Here is a 19796-nt window from a genome sequence, read left to right as displayed (position 1 = left end):
AAGGCCTATAATGGTGTTAGAGTGTTCACTAAATTGTTAAAATTAACACTTGTCTTGAATTAAACTATCGATCTAATACAGGAGGATGGAAATGGTAAGAGCGGCAGTGGCTGGTGTAATTGGGTTTATGCTCATTTTTATTGAGTCGATGATCGTGATGAAGTTCAAAGGCTATGAAACAATTGAATTTGGCGGTATTGCCCCATTTATTAATGTATGGGCAATGAATTTCTTTTTTGCCTTTGCCATTCTCACACAGGTTACAAATTGGATTGCCAGCAAGAGCAAATTAGAAGAGGATAAAAGTTATTAAAAAATCAAAGTAGCGCCGCAATGATTGGGAATTCCCCAGCTGCGGCGCTTTTGCTTTTGTTATTGTCCAGTTCAAGCTCCCAACGACTAGTGGCCATCCCACTTCTCCCTACGATAAGTCAACTTCGAATCACTAGCGTTCTTCGAGTTTCCTTTATCTCAGTCGAAGCGGGCCCCAGCCCATACGTCGTTGACCGGTCGCTTTCGCTTTTGTTATTTCCGATGCATTTTAAATTGTAAAAATAGTTCATTGTAAGTTGCCAGGTTGCGTTTGCCGAGGTTTTCGTACACCTCAAGTTTTTTCGTCAGTTCCGGTGCTGGATAGAAGCGCTTATCCTCAACGACCTCTTTATCTAAATACTTAAGAGCCTGTTTGTTAGGGGTAGAATAGCCGACATAATCGGTATTCTTAGCTGCCACTTTTGGATCGAGCATAAAGTTAATAAATTTATGTGCGGCATCGATATTTCGCGCCGTTTTTGGAATGACCATATTATCGAACCACAAGTTAGAGCCTTCTTTCGGAACGACATAGTCTAAATGGCCATTCTCCGACATAATTTCGGAAGCATCCCCAGACCAAACCAGACCGATAGCCGCTTCTTCATTCGCCATCAACATCTTAATCTCATCACCGACAATCGCTTTAATATTTGGGGTGAGCTTATCAAGCTTTGCTTTCGCCTCCAGCAAATGCTGCTTATTCGTATCGTTCAGCGAATAGCCTAAACTATTTAGCCCCATCCCGATCACTTCACGGGCACCGTCAGTTAACAAAATTTGATTTTTTAAATCAGGGTCCCAAAGATCATTCCAACTGGTAATTTTTTTACCATGGAGCATTTTCGGATTGTAAACGATGCCGACAGTACCCCAGAAATAGGGGACGGAATATTTATTTCCTGGGTCAAATGACAGATTCATAAAACGCGAATCAATGTTTTTTAAATTTGGCAGCTTCGAATGATCCAATGGAACCAGCAAATGCTCATGTCGCATTTTATCAATCATATATTCAGATGGGACAGCAACATCATAATTTGTTCCGCCTTGCTCAATTTTGGTCATCATCGCCTCATTGGAATCAAATGTTTCATAAATGACCTTGATGCCGGTTTGTTTTTCAAACTGTTTGATTAGATCCTCATCAATATAGTCTCCCCAGTTAAAGACCGTGAGCGTATTAGCGCCGGAATAACCCTGCGAGGTGTTCAAACTGGAAACAGCATACAAAATAATCGCAGATGCCGCCGCAATAATTAAAAAGAAGCGAACCAAATGGTTCATCGTTTACGCACCCCCATTCCGCTCGGCTTATTTCGTTGGGTAATAAAGTAGTAGATCACCACAAGCAGCATTGTGAACAGGAACAGGATTGCTGATAAGGCATTAATATTTAGAGAAATGCCCCGGCGTGCCAACGAGTAGATTTCAACCGAAAGGGTCGAAAAGCCGTTTCCGGTTACAAAAAAAGTAACGGCAAAGTCATCCAGTGAATACGTTAACGCCATGAAAAATCCGGCAAAAATCCCCGGTGTAATATAGGGGATGACGACCTTTGTCATTACGTCCCAGCCGTTTGCTCCGAGATCACGTGCAGCATCAATCAATGATGGACTCATTTCGGTTAACTTTGGCAGCACCATCAGCACCACAATCGGGATGCTAAAAGCGATATGTGACAACAAGACCGAGTAAAAACCAAGTTTAATTCCCGCCAACGTGAACAAAATCAGAAACGATGCCCCGATAATGACGTCTGGGCTGACAATTAAGACATTATTTAATGACAGTAGCGCATTTTTTGTTTGGTGCCTTTTGGCCATATGAATCGCTAAAGCACCAAAGATGCCGATAATCGTTGAAAAAAGTGCTGACAGTAAAGCAACGACAACGGTGTTCAGAACAATGATAAGCAGCCTAGTATCGTGAAACAGCTCGCGGTACCACTCTAAAGAAAAGCCTTCAAAGTTATACATTGTCTCTCCCTTATTAAAGGAGTAGAAAATGAGAAAGAAGATTGGGGCATACAAGATAAAAAAGATCACGACTAAAAACAGCCTGGATAAGGGAGATATTTTTTTATCCATATTACACACCCCGCTTCTTGGTATTCGTCATGAGCATGATCAACACCATAATAATAATTAAAAATACGGCAATCGTCGAACCCATGCCCCAGTCTTGCGTTACCAGAAAATGCTGCTCAATCGCCGTACCAAGAGTAATCACCCGATTTCCGGCGATTAGCCGTGTCAGCATGAACAACGAAAGTGCTGGTATAAACGTTACCTGGCAGCCGGACTTAACCCCGTCGATTGTTAACGGAAAAATAACCCGGCGGAACGTCGTCCACTTTGACGCTCCCAAGTCATTGGCAGCATCAATCAAGGTTGGGTTTAATTCATTCAGCGAGTTAAAAATCGGCAAAATCATAAATGGAATAAAAATGTAAACCGATACAAAGACAAAACTGAAGTCGGTAAATAATATTTGCTGCTGGCCAATCCCAATGATTTTCAAAAAGCTGTTGGCAATTCCGTACGTCCCGAAAATACCGAGAAAAGCATAAGCTTTTAACAGCAGGTTGATCCAGGATGGAACGATAATTAATAACAGCCATAATTGTTTATGCTTTGTTTTTGTTAATAACAAGGCCGTGGGATAGGCGATAATCAGGGAAATGGCCGTAATTAAAAATGCATACCAGAAAGAGCTAAGCGTCATTTGCAAATATACCGGCGTGAAAAACTTCCGATAATTAGTAAACGTAAAATCGCCCTCAATATTAAAAAAAGAATAGTAGAGAACGAGGGCAATTGGAACAATTACAAACAGCAAAATCCATAGTAAATACGGTATTTTATATAAATTACGGGTCAGCTTATTTTCCATGGCGGTCCACATCCGCGTAGATTTCTATACGCCGGTCAAATTCTTCTTCGGTCTCCCCGAGGCGCATGACATGAATGGCTTCCGGGTCAAAATAAAGTCCAATTTCATCGCCGACTTTTGCCTTCTTTGTTGAATGAACCAGCCATTCGTTCCCGTCCTTATCAATTCCGCAAATCTCATAATGGACACCGCGGAATAGCTGAGAATCGACGCGAACCTGTAATTTGCCGCGTTCCAAAGAGGTAATTTCCAAGTCTTCAGGGCGGATCACAATTTCAACCGGTTCGTTTGCGTCAAAGCCGCCATCGACACATTCAAACTCCCGCCCAACAAATTCTACGAGGTAATCTTTAATCATTTTTCCACTAACAATATTGGATTCTCCGATAAAATCAGCAACGAAGCGGTTAATCGGTTCATCATAAATATCTGTTGGAGTCCCGCTTTGCTGAATTGTTCCTTTATTAATGACGAAGATTTCATCGGACATGGCCAGCGCTTCTTCCTGGTCATGGGTGACAAAAATAAAGGTTATTCCAAGACGGCGCTGAAGTTCGCGTAATTCATATTGCATTTCGGTCCGCAGTTTAAGGTCTAGGGCGGACAACGGTTCATCTAAAAGAATGACTTCCGGTTCGTTGACAATCGCGCGAGCAATGGCGACGCGCTGACGCTGACCACCGGACATTTCGCGAATTTCTCTATTTTCATAGCCGGAAAGGTTCACAAAGCTGAGTGCTTCCTTCACCTTAGCTTGTATTTCCGCATTTTTTAATTTTTTGATGCGCAGCCCAAAGGCAACGTTTTCAAATACATTTAAATGTGGAAAGAGGGCATAATCCTGGAAAACTGTATTTACCTGCCGCTTATTTGCCGGTAAATCATTGATTTTTTTTCCATTAAAAAAAATCTCTCCTTTTGACGGTTCGGTAAATCCGGCAATCAGTCTTAAGATTGTCGTTTTGCCGCAGCCTGAAGGACCAAGGAGTGTGTAAAACTTTCCACGCTCAATCTCGAAGCTGACATCGTCAAGAACAGGTGGATCGTTATCGAATTGTTTTGTCACATGTTTGAACTGAATAATGGTGTTATTTTCCATAGCAACCTCCCCCATCTTAGTAGTATAAAAATGTTATCAAAATTGTTGATAAAGTGTTGTCATCACCAGGGTTCAGTCCTGTCGGTACAATACCGTTAACTTCCGCTTTCGATGATTCGGGAACAATTATACAGGATGCACCGGAAAATTCAATAATTGTTTAAATTTCTACAAAAAAATAACACCCCACTTTTAAGAAAAAGTGAGGCGCCCATGTTTATCTATTATCCATTTTGTTTGATAGCATTATTTCCTTTAAAAGCAGTACGGCGGATGAATGGGATCACCCAGCGGTCAAGGCCGAAGTGACCAGCGTTATAACCTGCAGTTAGGATAATGGTGCCTAATAAAATATCTAATGGGTTACTTGAGACGGTACCAGCAAACATGAAAGAAAAGTTCATTACTAAGGCAAAGAATACAGCTGCTGTTGTTAGGCAGCCAAGGATTAAGCCTAAACCAATCAGTACTTCACCAGTTGGAACAACAACATTGAAAATATCCACGTTTGGAAGGGCAAAGCCTTTTAGGAAAGATACATACCAGCCATACTCTGTAGCACCAGTTGGACCTGTTACAGGATGGGCAATTGCGCCTTTTAAGAAACCAGAAGCATCAAATCCACCTGTAAGTTTGTGTAATCCTGCAGTAAAGAAAGTATAACCAAGATATAAACGTAAAACGGTTAAAATTCCTGCAGCAACTTTATTTTCCCTTAACCATTTTGAAAACATTTAAAACCACTCCCTAGTTAAATATGATTAAAATAATTATTACACTCTTAATATAGCAGGATTATTTTTTTATGGGAGTGGTTTGTTCATGAATTCACATTTCCGTAAAAAAGATATGAACGATTTGTTACATAGGGATGTTGGAAAGGTTCTTTATAAAAAATGGAAAGACATTGAAAAATTTCACAACGAGGGCCAAAGTATTCATAAAAGAAGGAGACTTGGTAGGGCGAAATTAATACTGCCGGTTCTACCAGTGAATACTTACTTTAATTGACCTTTCTGGTAAATTTGGAATGGCAATCGTTAATTTGCTATGCACTTAGTTTGTCCAATTTTGCTATAATGAAGGAAAATATCACTTTTTAAAGGATGATCTCTTTGCATATTGAGAAGAAATTGGGATTGCTGCTGGACGTTGAGACAACTGGATTGGGACCTAAAACGGATGAAGTGATTGAACTGGCTTTGAAGTTATTTTCCTTTCGGTCAGATACTGGTGAGGTTATTGAGGTGTTGGAGGAAGACTCTTTTTTACGCGAGCCGCTGTCGAATTCGGCCCGCAGGAATTATAACCGGGCATTTAAAGTTCATGGGATTCCTTATGAAGCCGTACGAGGAAAAAGTTTTTATGATATGAGGGTCAAAAAGTATTTTCATCATGCTGATGCGGTGCTTGCTCACAATGCTTCCTTTGATCGCAGTTTCCTATATCAGATGTACCCGGAAGTGAATGAGCTAAATTGGTTTTGTACGATGAGGAATATTCCATGGAAACAATACGGGTTTCCCAATGGTAAACTGATCACTCTTTTAGAGGGGCACAATATAACAAACTTCCAAACACATAGGGCGATGGACGATATTACATATTTGATGGAACTGCTGAAGAAGACAAGTCCGAAGGGAAATCTTTATCTGCAAGAGGTTCTGGACTACGGACCGATGAGAAAATATCAACCGGCCGCCTCACAATCAAGGCTGGGTTAACATTTTGTATAGTTGCTACGATCCAAATTGTTCCAGACTTTGTAAAAAAGAGACGGGATTGTGTAAAAATGTGTGTGAGTAATGTAAAAAAGCACCTGATTTTTGTAAAATTATTTCATCGAACCAAGAAGCAATCCAGTTAATTCCACACTTTGTAAAAAAGAGACGGGATTGTGTAAAATAGTGCGTGAGTTATGTAAAAAGTCCCCTGATTTTTGTAAAATAAATACTTCACAAAAATAGAATTAAGATTACATGTAATTGTCCCTAGTCTTTTTATCACGAAATTATCATAATTTTGTCCAAAGATAATTGGGAAATTATGTGTCCACCCACCGTGGACAAATGTCCACGAGTGGTGCCTGACACCCATTAATGACACTCCTTAAAGTTTGGTGAGGTATCGATCTTGAATAATGTTACGATGGTGGGCTTCGTGGCCGGCGATGATGTAGGCGATGGCTCTGGTTGTGATTTCACTGTTGTTGGCGTAGCCTTTGTTTGTCCATGCTTCTGGTGGCATATTTTGGACTAAGCTGATAGTGGCGTTCCTTGTTGCAATAAAATCATCAAGTAAGTTTTTCAATGGAAGTTGATTGAAATTAGCGCCTTGGACAAAGAAGTTTTCATCAAATCCAGCTAATTCTGTTTGATCACCACGTCCCACGCGTAAGAGTCGATAACTCATAATTCTCTCGGTATCTGTCAGATGCCCGAGGACTTCTTTGATGCTCCATTTATTCTCGGCATAGCGAAAAAGAGCTTTTTCGTCGGAAATTCCCTCAAAAAGCATAATCACTTTTTCCATATTGTTTTTAAGAATTTCTATTACATTTCCTTCGGATACGGGCTTGACATAAGGAACATAGTATTGTGGATACTCATTTTCAGCAGGGCATTGTAGCATAAGAATCTCTCCTTACATGAAATAAACTACCTATACATTAACTTTATTATAAATATGTTACTAATCATAAATTAAAGTGGCCATTATTTTCAATCCGGCTTTCTATCTAATACAACGATACATAATGTCGCAATAGGTCCAAGAAATAAAGAAATAAAAAACCAGTTAAGACCGCTGCGGTTTTTCCCTTGCGCCAGCCCGGCATTTATGAGTGTAAGCGTCCCCCATCCGACAAAAAAATCATTTTCCATTGATAGCACCACCAATCATCAAATTTAATCTCATTATTATAGCAAGGCAAGGTGAATTTTACCTTAAAAACAAACCTCCTGCCAGATAAAAACACTTTCGCAGCACAACTGACACAATGAGTTAGTTATGCCGTGTAAGTTTAAAAACACATATAGGAAAGAGCTTGTGGAGTATCATAAAATTCAATATTTTATGCTTCTATGCTATAACTAAATTCAACAATAACGCTTATGCTAATAGGTGGACTTTTTGATGATAAGAGAGATATTGTTCAATAACTTCGTTCCAAAGAGTTGAAGACAAAATATTGAGGGAGATTTTATGGACAAAAAATCAAAATTGATTATTGCATTAATTGGAAGTTTGTTTATTTTTCTTTTCGGGATATACCGTTTGGTGGTTGAAACGCCATATACTATTAATTCATTAATTATTCCAATAGTATTTGCAGTTACAGGTTTTATAGGATTTGTTGCCAATTTGATTAAATTAAAAAATAAAATATCATGATTCAGTAATAGAGAAAAGCAGGGCGAATTGACAAAGGTATGCGATTCGCCCTGCTTTTCGAATGTTTTTGCACCTCAAAAGAGAACCCGTTATTAAAATCGAGACTGCTGCTCTTTTTTTCTAAAACATTTTATCAAAATGAACTCGTTTATTGATGAAATACATGATCGGCATCCCGACTGCCATTACGGCAAATTCACCAACAGCGGTGGTGAACCAGGTAAATAAAAACGGCAGACCATAAGCCAGTTGTAATTCAATCGCAATGAAGAACATCGTTACCGTGAACACAAGCGTATTGATAATCATCCGTATCCAAATTCCTCTAATAAAGCGGGCAGATAATATCGTAATAGCCAAAGCCAAAACTGACTGGCCGACACCGAAAATCAGATCATACTGTTTCATCGGTGAAAAGAACAAGTTTGTCAGGAATACACCTAGGACGATTCCGTAAAAAAACTTTTTGTTAAAGGCGGCGAGAATGATTAAACATCTCTGATACGCGGAATTGAATTTGACTAAAGCCAAATGGTGCAATGAATGCCGAAACAGCAATATACAATGCCGCAACAATGCCATTGACCACAATTCCTTGGATACTTGCCCGCGTCCCGTTTGACACAGATTGTCTGTCTTTTCCAGCAGTTATTTGCTGTGAAAAGCTATTTGTTGTTTTTTCCATCTTCATTTCTCCTTAGTTTTTTATAGTGGGATGGTTTCGAACCACTGCGATACTTACAAACTAATATATTAATATAATCGAAGTTCACAGTCAATGACATTATTTTCAAGAAAATTAAGGGGGTGCACGTGAAAAAGTTCAAAAAATGGGAAAGAACTCGTAGAAGATGCATGTGGAAGGTCTAATTAACACATAACTGGGAAAAGCCTCTGGAAAGTGCTCATGGGAAGGTCTAATGAACACATAGCCGGGGAAAATCCTTTGGAAAGTGCTCATGGGGAGGTTCAATGAACACATAGCCGGGGAAAACCCTTTGGAAAGTGCTCATGGGGAGGTTCAATGAACACATAGCCGGGGAAAAGCCTCTAGGAAGTGCTCATGGGGAGGTTCAATGAACACATAGCCGGGGAAAACCCTTTGGAGAGCACTCATGGGGAGGTACAATTACCACTTAACCGGGTAAACAACCATGATGCATGCACATTGTACAATTGCCATAATAAAACTCAGGGAAGCCGAACCCTCCTCTGAGTTATTATCGATAGCCCAAAGATTAAGTGGCCTTCGCCTCTTGATGAAAATTCTGTTTTGGTAAACAGGCGCTCGCTAACGCAGCAATCATCAACAAAAGAGCTGCAGTCACTAATGAACTTGTATAGCTCCCGGCACGGTCGAAAAATATCCCTGGGAGAAACGATCCGATGGCTGAACCAAGCTGATGACTCATATAAAGGAATCCCGTTACTATTCCTAAAGATGGGCCTTGAAAATAGCCCGCCAGCAATTTTACTGTCGGGGCAACCACTGCAAAATCTACAATACCAAAAGAAATGGCAAAAACAAATAATAGCCAAGGATGCTCAATAAAAAAGCCGATCCATTTCTCATTAGTTAAGAAGATTAATAAAAAGACAATTGTCAGCCCACGTAGAAAATAAATCCAAGCGACCATTTTCCGATTATCCCATCGGTCAGCTAAAATACCGGCAACAATTGTACCACCAGTATTAAAAATGGCAAGCAGACTGACGGCCGAACCTGTTACAGCAACAGAGAAACCACAACTTTGGGCGAGCGGAATAAAATGAGTATCCATAAGGCCCGTTGTTGTAAATTCACATATAAAATACGGAATAGTCAGAAACCAGAAGCCGCGATGGAGTAAGTAGTTCTTCTCTGCAACAGGCAGTGTTACATGATCTCCTAATGATGCCTGTGACTGTTTTTCTACACTTTTTTCCGCACCTAATCCTAATGGTTTAATTCCGATATCTGCCGGATCAGATTTCAGGAAAATGGCCAAGATTGGAAAAATAACCAACAGGAGGAATCCTCCCAAAAGTAAAACGGTAGATTTCCAGCCAAACGCATCAATTAAGAATAGGGAACTTGATCCCATCACCATTTTCCCGGCACCAAAGCCTGCTTCAACTAAGCCTAGAGCCAGTCCTTGTTTATCATGAAACCATTTGGTAACGGCGATCGAAGCTGTTACTCCGGAAGCCCCGCCGAACCCGAGTGAAGAGATGACACACACCATATAAAATAAACAACTGCCCAATGCTTTGAGCAAAAAATGTGAGGATCGTTGTGACACCCAGCAGAACGATACTATAAACAAAAATTCGCTTTACGCCATATTTGTCAATGAACTTTCCGATAATTGGCTGTGAAAGCGCGAAGACGATAAAGCTGACAAAAGAAATCGCTGAAACCATGCCCCTTGAAGCAGAAAATTCTTGCTCCCATGGTTCCATAAAAGCACCAAAGCAATATCGCAGTCCTTGTGCAGCTAATACTCCAATAAAACAAATCGCTAATATAAACCAGCCGTAATGAATTTTTTTAAACAAACATATGCCCTTCTCCCTTAATCAACCTTTTTCTTTATTATAATAAAGACACTAGTGTTGCATAAAAAGTATCGGAATTTTCAGTTAAAATATTTCACCTTTTTAGGGCCAAAAAGATAAATACCCATTTAAAGGTGGCTCTGTCCATTTGGAAATTTATTTACAGTTAAACCTGAAGACCTGTGGGACGACAACAAATTTGCTTATTAAGGAACAGCTTTTCCTTCAATCTTTCGAAGCCAAATATGCGCCGGTTTCCATAGTGCAGCCCTTAAATATCGGCTAATTTGTAGGATTTTTCGACTACTTTTTAATTCAATTTGCGCTAGAACATGTAGGCAAAAAACAATGAGTGCAATGAACACTTGATTCTGAATCGCCCATTCGCTTTGACCGTAAAACTTTTTTATGCTGAGGTGCTGTTTGATCCATTTGAAAAATAATTCAATGGCCCAGCGTGATTTGTACATCTCTGAAATTTCATCAGCTTCCAAATCGAAACGGTTGGTGATTAAATGGAGTTCATTTCCTTTTGAATCCAGAACTTTTATCAGTCGAAAATAATTTTCAGCACGATTTTGTGTGGTTCCAATCAACACCATTTGGTCCGATAAAACAGAAGAATTTTCCGGTAGTTTAAAGTTGTAAACTTCCCGTATAACAGCGTTCTTACGTAACCTTGAAAGAAAAAAGTAACCATCATCGGTCATGCGGTCAAAACGTTCGTAATCTAAGTAACCACGGTCGAACACATACATGCATTCTTTGTCATCTACCATGATTTCAAGCTGGCCACGATCATGTTCTTTTGCCGTAGTCATAACGGCTTTTTCCGGGTAAGAAGTGCCTTTTTCCATAAATACAAGCCGCAAATGCAGTTTTACTCCAGCCTTTGTTTTGCGGAATTTTGCCCATTTATGATTCGTCAAATTGAGTGGCAAGGTACTTGAATCGATGATTTTTAATGGCATCACAAGTTTTGTGTAATGTGTTTTGACATGAATTTGGGACACCAAATCAAGAAAAAGCCTTTGGAATAGATCAGGATTCATCCCATTTAAACGGCGTGACAGCTGAGAAATACTAATAGAATCAAGGTCAATTTCCTTTTGAAGCTGATCATCGAAAAGGTAATCTCCAAGCGCATGAAGGCTTTCCACTTCTTGTAGCTGCGCAAAAAGAAGTAATTTTAGGAACGACTCCGTCGTTAATTTCTTTGTATAGTAATCTAATTTCATCGTTTTCACCTGTTCCTCAAATAATTGAAGATTTATTGGTGAAAACCATTGTCCAAATGAAGTTTTTCGTGTAATCTTGTCCATGAGCTAGTCCTTTTATATTGGATTTGGACGGATTACCACCTGACCTATCCATTATAAAGGACTTTTTCTTTGCAGAGAATAATAAAATTGAACATTTCGAGTATTCCTAATAGTTAAATTAAATTAATGCAACACTAGTGTAATAAAGAAAAGATTAAATTTCCGGCAAGGCAATAAAAATACTTTATTACCCAAAAGGATTGAAGGAGTGCCTAGGATGTACCAGTGCAGCTTCTCCTATTTTTAGGGACTAATTGCACTGGCTCCCTCCTAGAATGTAGATATATAATTACCGAACGAGCGGATTATAACAAACCCTCCTAAGAATAAATTCTCAATCCAATGACACCAATGATAATTAACCCAACGCTGATTATCCGCCCAATGTTTTTTGATTCGCCGAACAGGTACATGTTAATGAGTACTGCACCGGCCGTTCCGATGCCTACCCAAACGCTATAGGCGATACTTAACTGCAAAAAATGAAATGAGATATATAAAAAAGCAAGCGATGCAGCGAATCCGCCAATATAAAGGAGACCATTTCGAATTGTTTTCTGCTGACTATACAATTTCAGCCCGGCAGCGCCGGTTACCTCACAAGCTGCTGCCAAAAGAACAAATAACCAGCCCATTATTAAGCAGCTCCTTTCATTGATGTTTTTTCTTCAGCTTTATTATCAGCCAGGTTTAACCCGATTACGCCAATAACGATTAAAATGATAAACAGAAGCATACTGTTATTGAATTTTTCGCCAAAAAGAAAGACATCCATCAGCACGGTACTAATTGTGCCGACGCCGGAAAAAATCGCATAAACCGTACCTGTAGGAATAGCTGCACAGGCCTTGGGGAGGATGTGATAATCCAAGAAAATAGTGGCAATAATCAGTATCCACTCCCACCAAGTTTCAGCTGTATTAAAACCATATACCCAAATCACTTCTAACAAACAAGTTAAAACGACATATATCCAGGATTTATTCATCTTAAACACCTCTCATAGATTGCCTCTTTCTTAGAATTCCCTGAATGAGCTGTCACATTATATTAGAATAACACATCTGCTGCGGTTTGCTCTGGAAAAATAGCTTAAAATGTTATTTGTGAGAAACCAATGTGATTTAAATCACGAATCGCACTTTGAAAGACCATTATAATAATTAAAATTAGGGGAAAATGAAAAGAGGATGGTGAAGAAAATTGGAATACAAATTTAAAACGCTTTATAGTGAGATTGGCGGACAAGAGACCATTAATCAGCTGGTTGAGGCGTTTTATCCGCGGGTATATGCAGATCCCGATTTAGCACCACTGTTTGTTGGGGATATGGAGGAAATCAAACGAAAACAAAAATTGTTTTTGCCACAATTTTTAGGGGGGCCAGCGTTATATAGCCAGGAGTTTGGACCACCTGCGATGCGCCAGCGGCATCTTCCACATGAAGTGACGCCAAAAAGAGCAAAAGCCTGGCTTCGCTGTATGAAAGAAGCGTTCGAAGAAATCGGTCTTGATCAAAATCCAGCCGGATTAGCCTTTTATGACCGGCTGACCCAAGTTGCCGGGATTATGGTCAATACACCGGATTCAGAAGAATAAAATAAAAATCCTCATCCTTTTATAAAAAGGGGTGAGGATTTTTTTGAATTTCGCTTTTTCGTGAAATGGATAAGGGACAAAGGCTCCCACTTTCTTTACGGGAGTACATTTTGAATCAACTATTTTTCAACACAATTACTTCATACGGGCGAAGTACGTTAGTCCCTACGGTTTCGTAATTTCCAAGAAGAACGTGATCATTTTTCAGCTTTGTACCAACTGCTTCATCTTCGACCACTACTTCTTCTCCGCTGAAATTACATACAACCAGCAGCCTTTCATCGTATAGCTTCCGTTCATATACAAATAATTGCGAATGATCCTTCAACAGCAGTTCAAAGCCCCCTTTGGTAATGATGTCCATTTCTTTCCGAAACTGAATTAATTTTTGATAAAAATAAAAGATAGACGAGGGATCTTCCAAGGCTGCCTTCGCATTAATCTCTTTATATCTAGGGTTCACCTTAATCCACGGAGTTCCTGTTGTAAATCCAGCATTGTCCGTTGAATCCCACTGCATCGGGGTTCTCGCATTATCCCTGCCTTTGCCATAAATCGAATTCATAATCTCCTCATGTGAATAGCCCAATGCTCTACGCTCATTATACATATTGATGGTCTCGATATCGCGGTAATCATCAAGCGACGTAAATTTCACATTTGTCATGCCAATTTCTTCGCCTTGATAAATATATGGTGTCCCCTGCATGAAGTGGAGACAGGCGGCTAACATTTTCGCCGATTCTACACGATATGGGCCATCATCGCCAAACCGGGAAACAATCCGTGGCTGATCGTGATTGTTCCAATACAAGCTGTTCCAGCCTTTATTATGCAGCGCCGTTTGCCATTTAGCCAGATTCTCTTTCAGTTCCACCAACTCAAACGGCTTCAAATTCCACTTATCGCCGGGCGCGCTGTCTAAATCCATGTGCTCAAAGGTAAATATCATATTGACTTCCTTTCTCTCCGGATCAGTGTAAAGAACAGCGTCCTCTGGGGCAGCCCCCGGCATTTCACCAACCGTCATAACCGGATACTTCGACAGGACTTCTTGATTCATTTCCTGTAAAAACTCATGAATTCTAGGCCCGTTCATAAAATAACGGCCGCCGTCACCATATAATTGTCCCTTACGCTTATCACCATCAGGCAGCTCCGGATTTTTCGAGATCATATTGATTACATCCATCCGGAAACCGTCAATTCCTTTATCAAGCCAAAACTTCATCATGTTGTAGACTTCTTTACGGAGTTTTGGGTTTTCCCAATTCAGATCAGGTTGTTTTTTGGAAAACAGATGAAGGTAATATTCATCGGTCGTTTCATCATATTGCCATGCCGAGCCGCCGAAAACCGAGCCCCAATTATTTGGCTCTTGGCCTTCTTTTCCTTTTCGCCAAAAATAATAATCACGGTAAGGGTTGTCCTTTGACTTTTTTGACTCAACAAACCATATATGTTCATCAGATGTATGATTCACTACTAAATCCATCACCAATTTCATTCCACGGTTATGCACTTCGGTTAACATTTGGTCAAAATCCGCCATTGTTCCGAATTCCTTCATGATTGCTTGATAGTTACGGATATCGTAGCCATTATCATCGTTAGGCGAATCATAAACCGGACTTAACCAAATCACATTTGCACCCAATAATCTTAAATAATCCAATTTCTCAATAATTCCCTGGATGTCTCCGATTCCATCTCCGTTAGAATCCATAAAGCTGCTCGGGTATATTTGATAGACAACACTTTTCTTCCACCACTCATCATTTATGCTCAACGTTTTCCCCTCCATCTTAAATCCTCTTTTTTCGCCCAAAGTTGAATATGCAGTTCACCAGTTGTGCAAACGTATGCATCTTTATCCTTTGAACGATGGTAAACAGTTTCTTTTAACAACTCTCTTTCTTAGGAAGTAGTTTTATTGTTATTTTACTAAAAATAAAACGTTATTCAAAATGGTTAACGACAAATGATGTTATAAAACTTTTTAAAAAGTGGTTGTAAATTTTTATCTATGCATTATAATAAAAGTAAATTGTGCAATCGTTTTCGCAAATGTAAGCGCTGTAAAAAAATTTAGAAAACGGGACGCATAGCACAAAAACAAATTTTTCAAATATGGTAGTGTCAAAAGTTCTATGAAAACTCATTAGGCGTTCAGCTTTTTCTGCCAAATATTTGGTGGAAAGGCCACGCAATCGCTCTTGACAAACACGCCAATGGTTTTAGGTAAGTTTAACAAGGGCGACGGGGACAAAAAGAAGGCATGCTAAATAGCCCTTGGTTTTTCCATTTTAAACCATTGGCTAGTTCGGTTTGTCAAGATTTCGCTTCGCCGATTGCTGTTTGGGTGTTCGAACCTTCAAGGGCTCTGCTAAACAAAAAGTTAGGCTAATTGTTCAATAATCCAGTCTTGTGCCAAACCAATGAGTTTAGACCATCGTGCAGGCGTGTTCGGCAGCTGTAGTAACTCCGGATTGACCACTGGCACCTTACCTTCTAGTGCGGCGTGAGGCCGTAAAAAGTTAAAGTAAGCTACAAACAAGGTCACAAAAGAAACAGACCCATGTTCAGAACCAAAACCGTGTGTGGAGCGATAATTGCCTTTAAACGTGCGATTTAACCATTCTATCACTTGTTTTAGTGGTCTATACTCTGTTGACACTGGATCTTCGTTTGTAAGCCCTATAACTTGCTTAATGTCGAAATGAATGTCGTGTTGGGCAAAAAAGTGCTGAGCTAAAAGGTAAATTGGATTACCGTCCACGACAAATGTTAGGTCATTTGGAATCTCTTTCAGCTTTATTAGGACATTATCAATGGCACGTATAGCTGACACGGTATCGCGATTAGGCGACACTGGATAAGACAGGATAATCTTTTTCACCGCATCAAAGAAGAAGAACAGGTAGTGCCAACGCCCATTCACCCTTATATAGGTTTCGTCCCCACAGAATTGATCTGATAGTTCGTAAGGATAGTTATCAACATAAGGCTTGAGGACAAGGGCTACGGCATTCTCGTAATTCAAAATACTCTGATGTGATATAGAAACCCCGTGAACATCCTTCATGAGTGCAGCTGTCTTTCGGGCCGAAAGGCCGTAATTAACATGGTAAGTTAAAATAAGCCCCAATGTGTGAGGCGAAACATAAAGCTTTGCTAAATCTCTACCTTGGGCCTTATAGGAGAAGACTTAGACAATGGCTGAAAGTCAATGCGAAACTGCCGGAAAATGTATCTCAACTTAAAGGATTGGGGGTCTTTTTGAAACTGTTTCTTCTCCTTTGAAGACATTCCGTTTAGTTTCTGTTGGTAGTAAGGACAGTCGTTATTCTTACATTTATAAACGTCAAAGTCTTTTCGCTCCTTGATTTTCTCTAGGGTCTTTGAGCAGTGAGGGCACTTTAAAACAGCCTCCTTCAAATATCGATTCTTTTGACTAAAAAGACAGGAGCATACCTTACATTGATACTGCCCTTTATCTCCATTATTAGCGTAAAGATATTCCGATGGAGCACCACACTGCGGACAGCTCATAGATTTTGGCACACGTACTTTTGCGTTCTTACGCCTTTGAACAGGCTTTAACTGTTTACCGTTTTTCTCCAGATATTCAGAGAGAAGAACCCGGTAATCAAGTTTCTGTAGGGTTTCAATGATCGGAAGATCATCAACCTGTAGCTTACGATAAGGTTTATTTACAGGAGTCTTTTCAGGTTTGTCAAACATGCCTTTTCCAATAAGAAGGGTAAGCAATGTTCGAATTACCTGATCTTGATGCTTGATAAATTCCATTAAATAGGTTAATAATTGAGGGTACAAACTTGTCACTTCCAATCTAGGATGTTGTGTGTGTGGTAACCTCAATTATCCTTAGATTTTAGGGGGTGGCAAGTTTTTTGCATTTAAAGCCCTTTAAATCAAGGATTATTAACCTTTCTAATATTAAAGTTTTGACAATACGTCAAATATTTAGGAGGGGGAAAAATGAAAAAGACGCTTTCAATTTTTATGATGGTTGTCTTAATGCTTGGTGTTCTGTCTGCTTGTGGACCAAAAAAAGATTCAAGCAGCACCACAAATAGTAAGGAAGGTGCAAAACCGGAAAAACTGATTGTCTGGGAAGACCAAGATAAAGGAGTAGCATTAAAAGATGCTGCACAAAAGTTTGAAAAAGAAAATGGAATTAAAATTGAATTCAAAGAATTCAATATTACAAAAATGCAGGAAAACCTTGCATTAGATGGTAATACAGAAAAAGCACCAGACGTCATTACGATGTCACATGATGGGGTAGGACCTTCTGTCGTTAAGGGATACATTAAACCTCTTGAAGTAAGTGATGAAGTTCTATCTAAATTTACAAAGTCTTCAGTGGATGCTTTCAGATATGAGGGAAAACTTTATGCTCTTCCAAAAGCAGTAGAAACTCCGGTATTCATTTACAATAAAAAACTATTGCCAGAAGTACCAACAACGATGGATGAAGTTTACCAAAAGTCAAAAGAGGTAACGAAAAACGGAAATTATGGTTTCTTAGCCATTTGGGATGATTTCTATCATGCCCATGGAATATTTGCAGGATTTGGAGCATATGTATTTGGCCAAAAAGATAATCAACTTAATGTTAAAGATATTGGTTTAAATAATGATAAAGCTGTGGAAGCAGTTAACTATATTAATAAATGGTATGCAGAAGGCCTGTTCCCGCGTGGAATTATCGGTGAGAAATCAAATGAATGGGTTTTTTAAAGAAGGTAAAGCTTTTGCTGTACAAAATGGTCCTTGGGCATTTAAAGATTATCAAGATGCAGGAATTGATATGGGTGTTGCACCGATGCCTAAATTACCAAATGGACAGCCGGTAAAAACATTTATGGGTGTCAAAGGTTGGTTCGTTACTAGCTTTAGCAAGAATTCAGAATGGGCACAAAAATTTGTTGAATATATTACCAATGAGGAAAATGCAAAGAAACGATTTGAATTAACTGGTGAAATTCCTCCGTTAAAATCATTAATCGAAGACGAAAACTTCGTGAAAAATAATGAAGGGGCCGCTGCTGTTATGGCTCAGTCACAAGTAGCCATTCCAATGCCAAGTGTTCCAGAAATGGCTGAGGTATGGGATCCAATGAAAAATGCTGTTCAAACTGTCGTAACAGGTAAGGCTGATGCTAAAAAAGCACTTGATAATGCAGTAAAACAAATTAATCAAAATATTGAAACAAATCATAGTGGAAAATAATTTGATTTAAAAAGGCAGCGCCCCTATAGAGGTGGTGCTGCCTCAATTTTGTTTAAGCTAAAACAAAGGAATGAAGTAGAAAGGGGTTACCTTTCAGTGGAAAAAGTGAAAAAAACTAATCATGGGAAAGTTGCTGTAACACTTTCAGTAATACCTGGGCTTGGACAAATATATAATCGCCAATTTTTAAAAGGAATTGTCTTTTTAATTTTAACGTTCTCATTTATTGTGGTTTTTAAGGACATTTTAAACATTGGTTACTGGGGAATCGTCACACTAGGTGAGGAATTACCAAGAGATAATTCAATATTTCTATTAGTTTATGGGATTATCGCTATTCTTTTAACTATTTTTGGACTGGGATTCTTTTTATTTAATTTACGGGATGCATATAAAAATGGAAAAAAACGTGACTTAGGGATTCCTTTGAGCACGATAAAGGGCCAATATCACACCTTGATAAATGAAGGTTTTCCCTATTTAATGATCACGCCTGGATTCTTTCTTTTAATATTTGTTGTCATTTTACCTATCATTTTCGTGTTATTGCTTTCATTTACCAATTACAATTTATACCATCAATGGCCAGCGAAACTGGTAGATTGGGTAGGCATAGAAAACTATTTGAAATTGTTTACCTTAGATATATGGCGTAATACCTTTATAAATGTTTTCTCATGGACAATTATTTGGACTTTTGGGGCAACGACATTTCAAATTGCTCTTGGAGTCTTTTTGGCTGTGTTAATTAATCAAAAAGATTTAAAGGGCAAGGCGATTATCCGAACGATATTAATTCTACCTTGGGCTGTTCCTGCATTTGTTTCAATCTTGATCTTTGCCGGATTATTTAATGAAAGTTTTGGGGCCATTAACACAACTATTTTACATGCACTCGGCATTGGGCCGATTCCGTGGATGACTGAAGCAGCTTGGACGAGAATAGCGCTTATTTTTATTCAAACATGGCTCGGCTTTCCATTTATTTTTGCAATGGTTACCGGGGTACTACAAGCTATTCCTGAGGAATTGTATGAAGCAGCTACGATTGATGGAGCAAATATGTGGCAAAAATTCCGTCACATTACGTTCCCGTTAATTTTATTTGCTACCGTGCCAATTTTGATAACCCAATATACATTTAACTTTAATAACTTTAATATTATTTACCTATTTAATACGGGGGGACCGGCAATTTCAGGTCAAAATGCCGGTGGCACAGATATTTTGATTTCCTGGATCTACAATCTAACCGTAACAAAACAAGAATATGGAATGGCTGCCGCGATTACATTAATACTTTCAACGGTTGTCATATTAGTATCTCTTTGGCAATTTAGGAAAACAAATGCATTCAAAGAGGAGGATATAATGTGAT

19 protein-coding genes, 3 pseudogenes and 1 riboswitch are annotated in these 19796 nt (G+C 39.1%); of the genes and pseudogenes, 6 read left to right on the top strand and 16 right to left on the bottom strand.

Features of this window, described 5'->3' with window-relative positions:
* Positions 1-91: 91 nt before the first annotated feature.
* Positions 92-313, top strand: a complete 222-nt coding sequence (locus RCG24_RS12160; RefSeq protein WP_308077086.1) for a hypothetical protein — start codon at positions 92-94, stop codon at positions 311-313.
* Between the two features lie 212 nt (positions 314-525).
* Here the strand turns inward: RCG24_RS12160 and RCG24_RS12155 are convergent, their stop codons facing one another.
* The 5 genes from RCG24_RS12155 to RCG24_RS12135 all read right to left on the bottom strand — a co-directional run bounded on the left by RCG24_RS12155 (position 526) and on the right by RCG24_RS12135 (position 5040).
* Positions 526-1599 (bottom strand): ABC transporter substrate-binding protein, encoded by a 1074-nt coding sequence (locus RCG24_RS12155; protein ID WP_308077085.1) that lies wholly within the window; start codon positions 1597-1599, stop codon positions 526-528.
* A complete protein-coding gene (locus RCG24_RS12150; protein ID WP_308077084.1) occupies positions 1596-2402 on the bottom strand; it encodes an ABC transporter permease in 807 nt (268 codons plus the stop codon). Before RCG24_RS12150 ends, RCG24_RS12155 begins: the two co-directional genes overlap by 4 nt.
* 1 nt (position 2403) lies before the next feature.
* Positions 2404-3207 (bottom strand): ABC transporter permease, encoded by an 804-nt coding sequence (locus tag RCG24_RS12145; protein ID WP_202652799.1) that lies wholly within the window; start codon positions 3205-3207, stop codon positions 2404-2406.
* A complete protein-coding gene (locus tag RCG24_RS12140; protein ID WP_308077083.1) occupies positions 3197-4306 on the bottom strand; it encodes an ABC transporter ATP-binding protein in 1110 nt (369 codons plus the stop codon). The genes RCG24_RS12145 and RCG24_RS12140 overlap by 11 nt, the downstream gene beginning before the upstream one ends.
* A gap of 224 nt (positions 4307-4530) precedes the next feature.
* Entirely contained in the window at positions 4531-5040 is a 510-nt protein-coding gene (locus RCG24_RS12135) for a DoxX family protein (RefSeq protein ID WP_202652797.1), read from the bottom strand.
* Between the two features lie 381 nt (positions 5041-5421).
* On the opposite strand from RCG24_RS12135, the gene RCG24_RS12130 reads away from it, so the two are divergent.
* Positions 5422-6030 carry an exonuclease domain-containing protein gene (locus RCG24_RS12130; RefSeq protein ID WP_308077082.1) on the top strand — a complete coding sequence of 203 codons (609 nt, stop codon included), beginning with the start codon at positions 5422-5424 and terminating at the stop codon, positions 6028-6030.
* Between the two features lie 385 nt (positions 6031-6415).
* Here RCG24_RS12130 and RCG24_RS12125 read toward each other — a convergent pair whose 3' ends face one another.
* On the bottom strand, positions 6416-6937 hold the full coding sequence (locus RCG24_RS12125; RefSeq protein ID WP_308077081.1) for a DinB family protein: 522 nt from the start codon (positions 6935-6937) through the stop codon (positions 6416-6418).
* 89 nt (positions 6938-7026) lie between these two features.
* The gene (locus RCG24_RS12120; RefSeq protein ID WP_308077080.1) at positions 7027-7188 is read right to left on the bottom strand and encodes a hypothetical protein; all 162 of its coding nucleotides are present in this window, start codon (positions 7186-7188) and stop codon (positions 7027-7029) included.
* Positions 7189-7510: 322 nt separating this feature from the next.
* Here RCG24_RS12120 and RCG24_RS12115 point away from each other — a divergent pair, with 322 nt between their 5' ends.
* A complete protein-coding gene (locus RCG24_RS12115) occupies positions 7511-7699 on the top strand; it encodes a hypothetical protein (protein ID WP_308077079.1) in 189 nt (62 codons plus the stop codon).
* A 120-nt stretch (positions 7700-7819) separates the two neighbouring features.
* On the opposite strand, the pseudogene RCG24_RS12110 reads toward RCG24_RS12115, so the two are convergent.
* The 6 genes and pseudogenes from RCG24_RS12110 to RCG24_RS12085 all read right to left on the bottom strand — a co-directional run bounded on the left by RCG24_RS12110 (position 7820) and on the right by RCG24_RS12085 (position 12547).
* Positions 7820-8384 (bottom strand): annotated as a pseudogene (locus RCG24_RS12110) (QueT transporter family protein).
* A gap of 6 nt (positions 8385-8390) precedes the next feature.
* Positions 8391-8435: riboswitch (PreQ1 riboswitch) on the bottom strand.
* A gap of 502 nt (positions 8436-8937) precedes the next feature.
* Positions 8938-9924, bottom strand: coding sequence for an MFS transporter (locus RCG24_RS12105; protein WP_308077078.1), 987 nt, complete (start codon positions 9922-9924; stop codon positions 8938-8940).
* Complete coding sequence (locus tag RCG24_RS12100) at positions 9842-10237, bottom strand: MFS transporter (protein WP_306792905.1); 396 nt, start codon at positions 10235-10237, stop codon at positions 9842-9844. The genes RCG24_RS12105 and RCG24_RS12100 overlap by 83 nt, the downstream gene beginning before the upstream one ends.
* Before the next feature lie 206 nt (positions 10238-10443).
* Positions 10444-11559, bottom strand: coding sequence for an IS4 family transposase (locus RCG24_RS12095; protein WP_308077077.1), 1116 nt, complete (start codon positions 11557-11559; stop codon positions 10444-10446).
* A gap of 320 nt (positions 11560-11879) precedes the next feature.
* Positions 11880-12194, bottom strand: coding sequence for a DMT family transporter (locus RCG24_RS12090; RefSeq protein ID WP_202652794.1), 315 nt, complete (start codon positions 12192-12194; stop codon positions 11880-11882).
* 2 nt (positions 12195-12196) lie between these two features.
* Positions 12197-12547, bottom strand: coding sequence for a DMT family transporter (locus tag RCG24_RS12085; protein WP_202652793.1), 351 nt, complete (start codon positions 12545-12547; stop codon positions 12197-12199).
* 215 nt (positions 12548-12762) lie between these two features.
* Between RCG24_RS12085 and RCG24_RS12080 the strand changes: the two genes are divergently transcribed.
* A complete protein-coding gene (locus RCG24_RS12080; protein WP_202652792.1) occupies positions 12763-13158 on the top strand; it encodes a globin domain-containing protein in 396 nt (131 codons plus the stop codon).
* 115 nt (positions 13159-13273) lie between these two features.
* Here RCG24_RS12080 and RCG24_RS12075 read toward each other — a convergent pair whose 3' ends face one another.
* The 3 genes and pseudogenes from RCG24_RS12075 to RCG24_RS12070 form a co-directional block, all read right to left on the bottom strand.
* Positions 13274-14884, bottom strand: a complete 1611-nt coding sequence (locus tag RCG24_RS12075) for a glycoside hydrolase family 13 protein (RefSeq protein ID WP_374049158.1) — start codon at positions 14882-14884, stop codon at positions 13274-13276.
* Positions 14885-14943: 59 nt separating this feature from the next.
* Positions 14944-15066 (bottom strand): alpha amylase N-terminal ig-like domain-containing protein, encoded by a 123-nt coding sequence (locus RCG24_RS21290; RefSeq protein WP_374049091.1) that lies wholly within the window; start codon positions 15064-15066, stop codon positions 14944-14946.
* 490 nt (positions 15067-15556) lie between these two features.
* Positions 15557-16995: pseudogene (locus RCG24_RS12070) on the bottom strand (DDE-type integrase/transposase/recombinase).
* A 165-nt stretch (positions 16996-17160) separates the two neighbouring features.
* Here RCG24_RS12070 and RCG24_RS12065 point away from each other — a divergent pair.
* A pseudogene (locus tag RCG24_RS12065) lies at positions 17161-18418 on the top strand (extracellular solute-binding protein).
* Positions 18419-18514: 96 nt separating this feature from the next.
* Positions 18515-19795 (top strand): carbohydrate ABC transporter permease, encoded by a 1281-nt coding sequence (locus RCG24_RS12060; RefSeq protein WP_308077076.1) that lies wholly within the window; start codon positions 18515-18517, stop codon positions 19793-19795.
* The last annotated feature ends 1 nt before the right edge of the window (position 19796 follow it).

This window comes from Neobacillus sp. OS1-32 (genome assembly GCF_030915425.1).
GTDB classification, from domain to species: Bacteria; Bacillota; Bacilli; order Bacillales; family Cytobacillaceae; genus Neobacillus; species Neobacillus paridis.
Note: the sequence above shows the minus strand (reverse complement) of the source record. Positions and strands in the feature narration are given on the sequence as shown.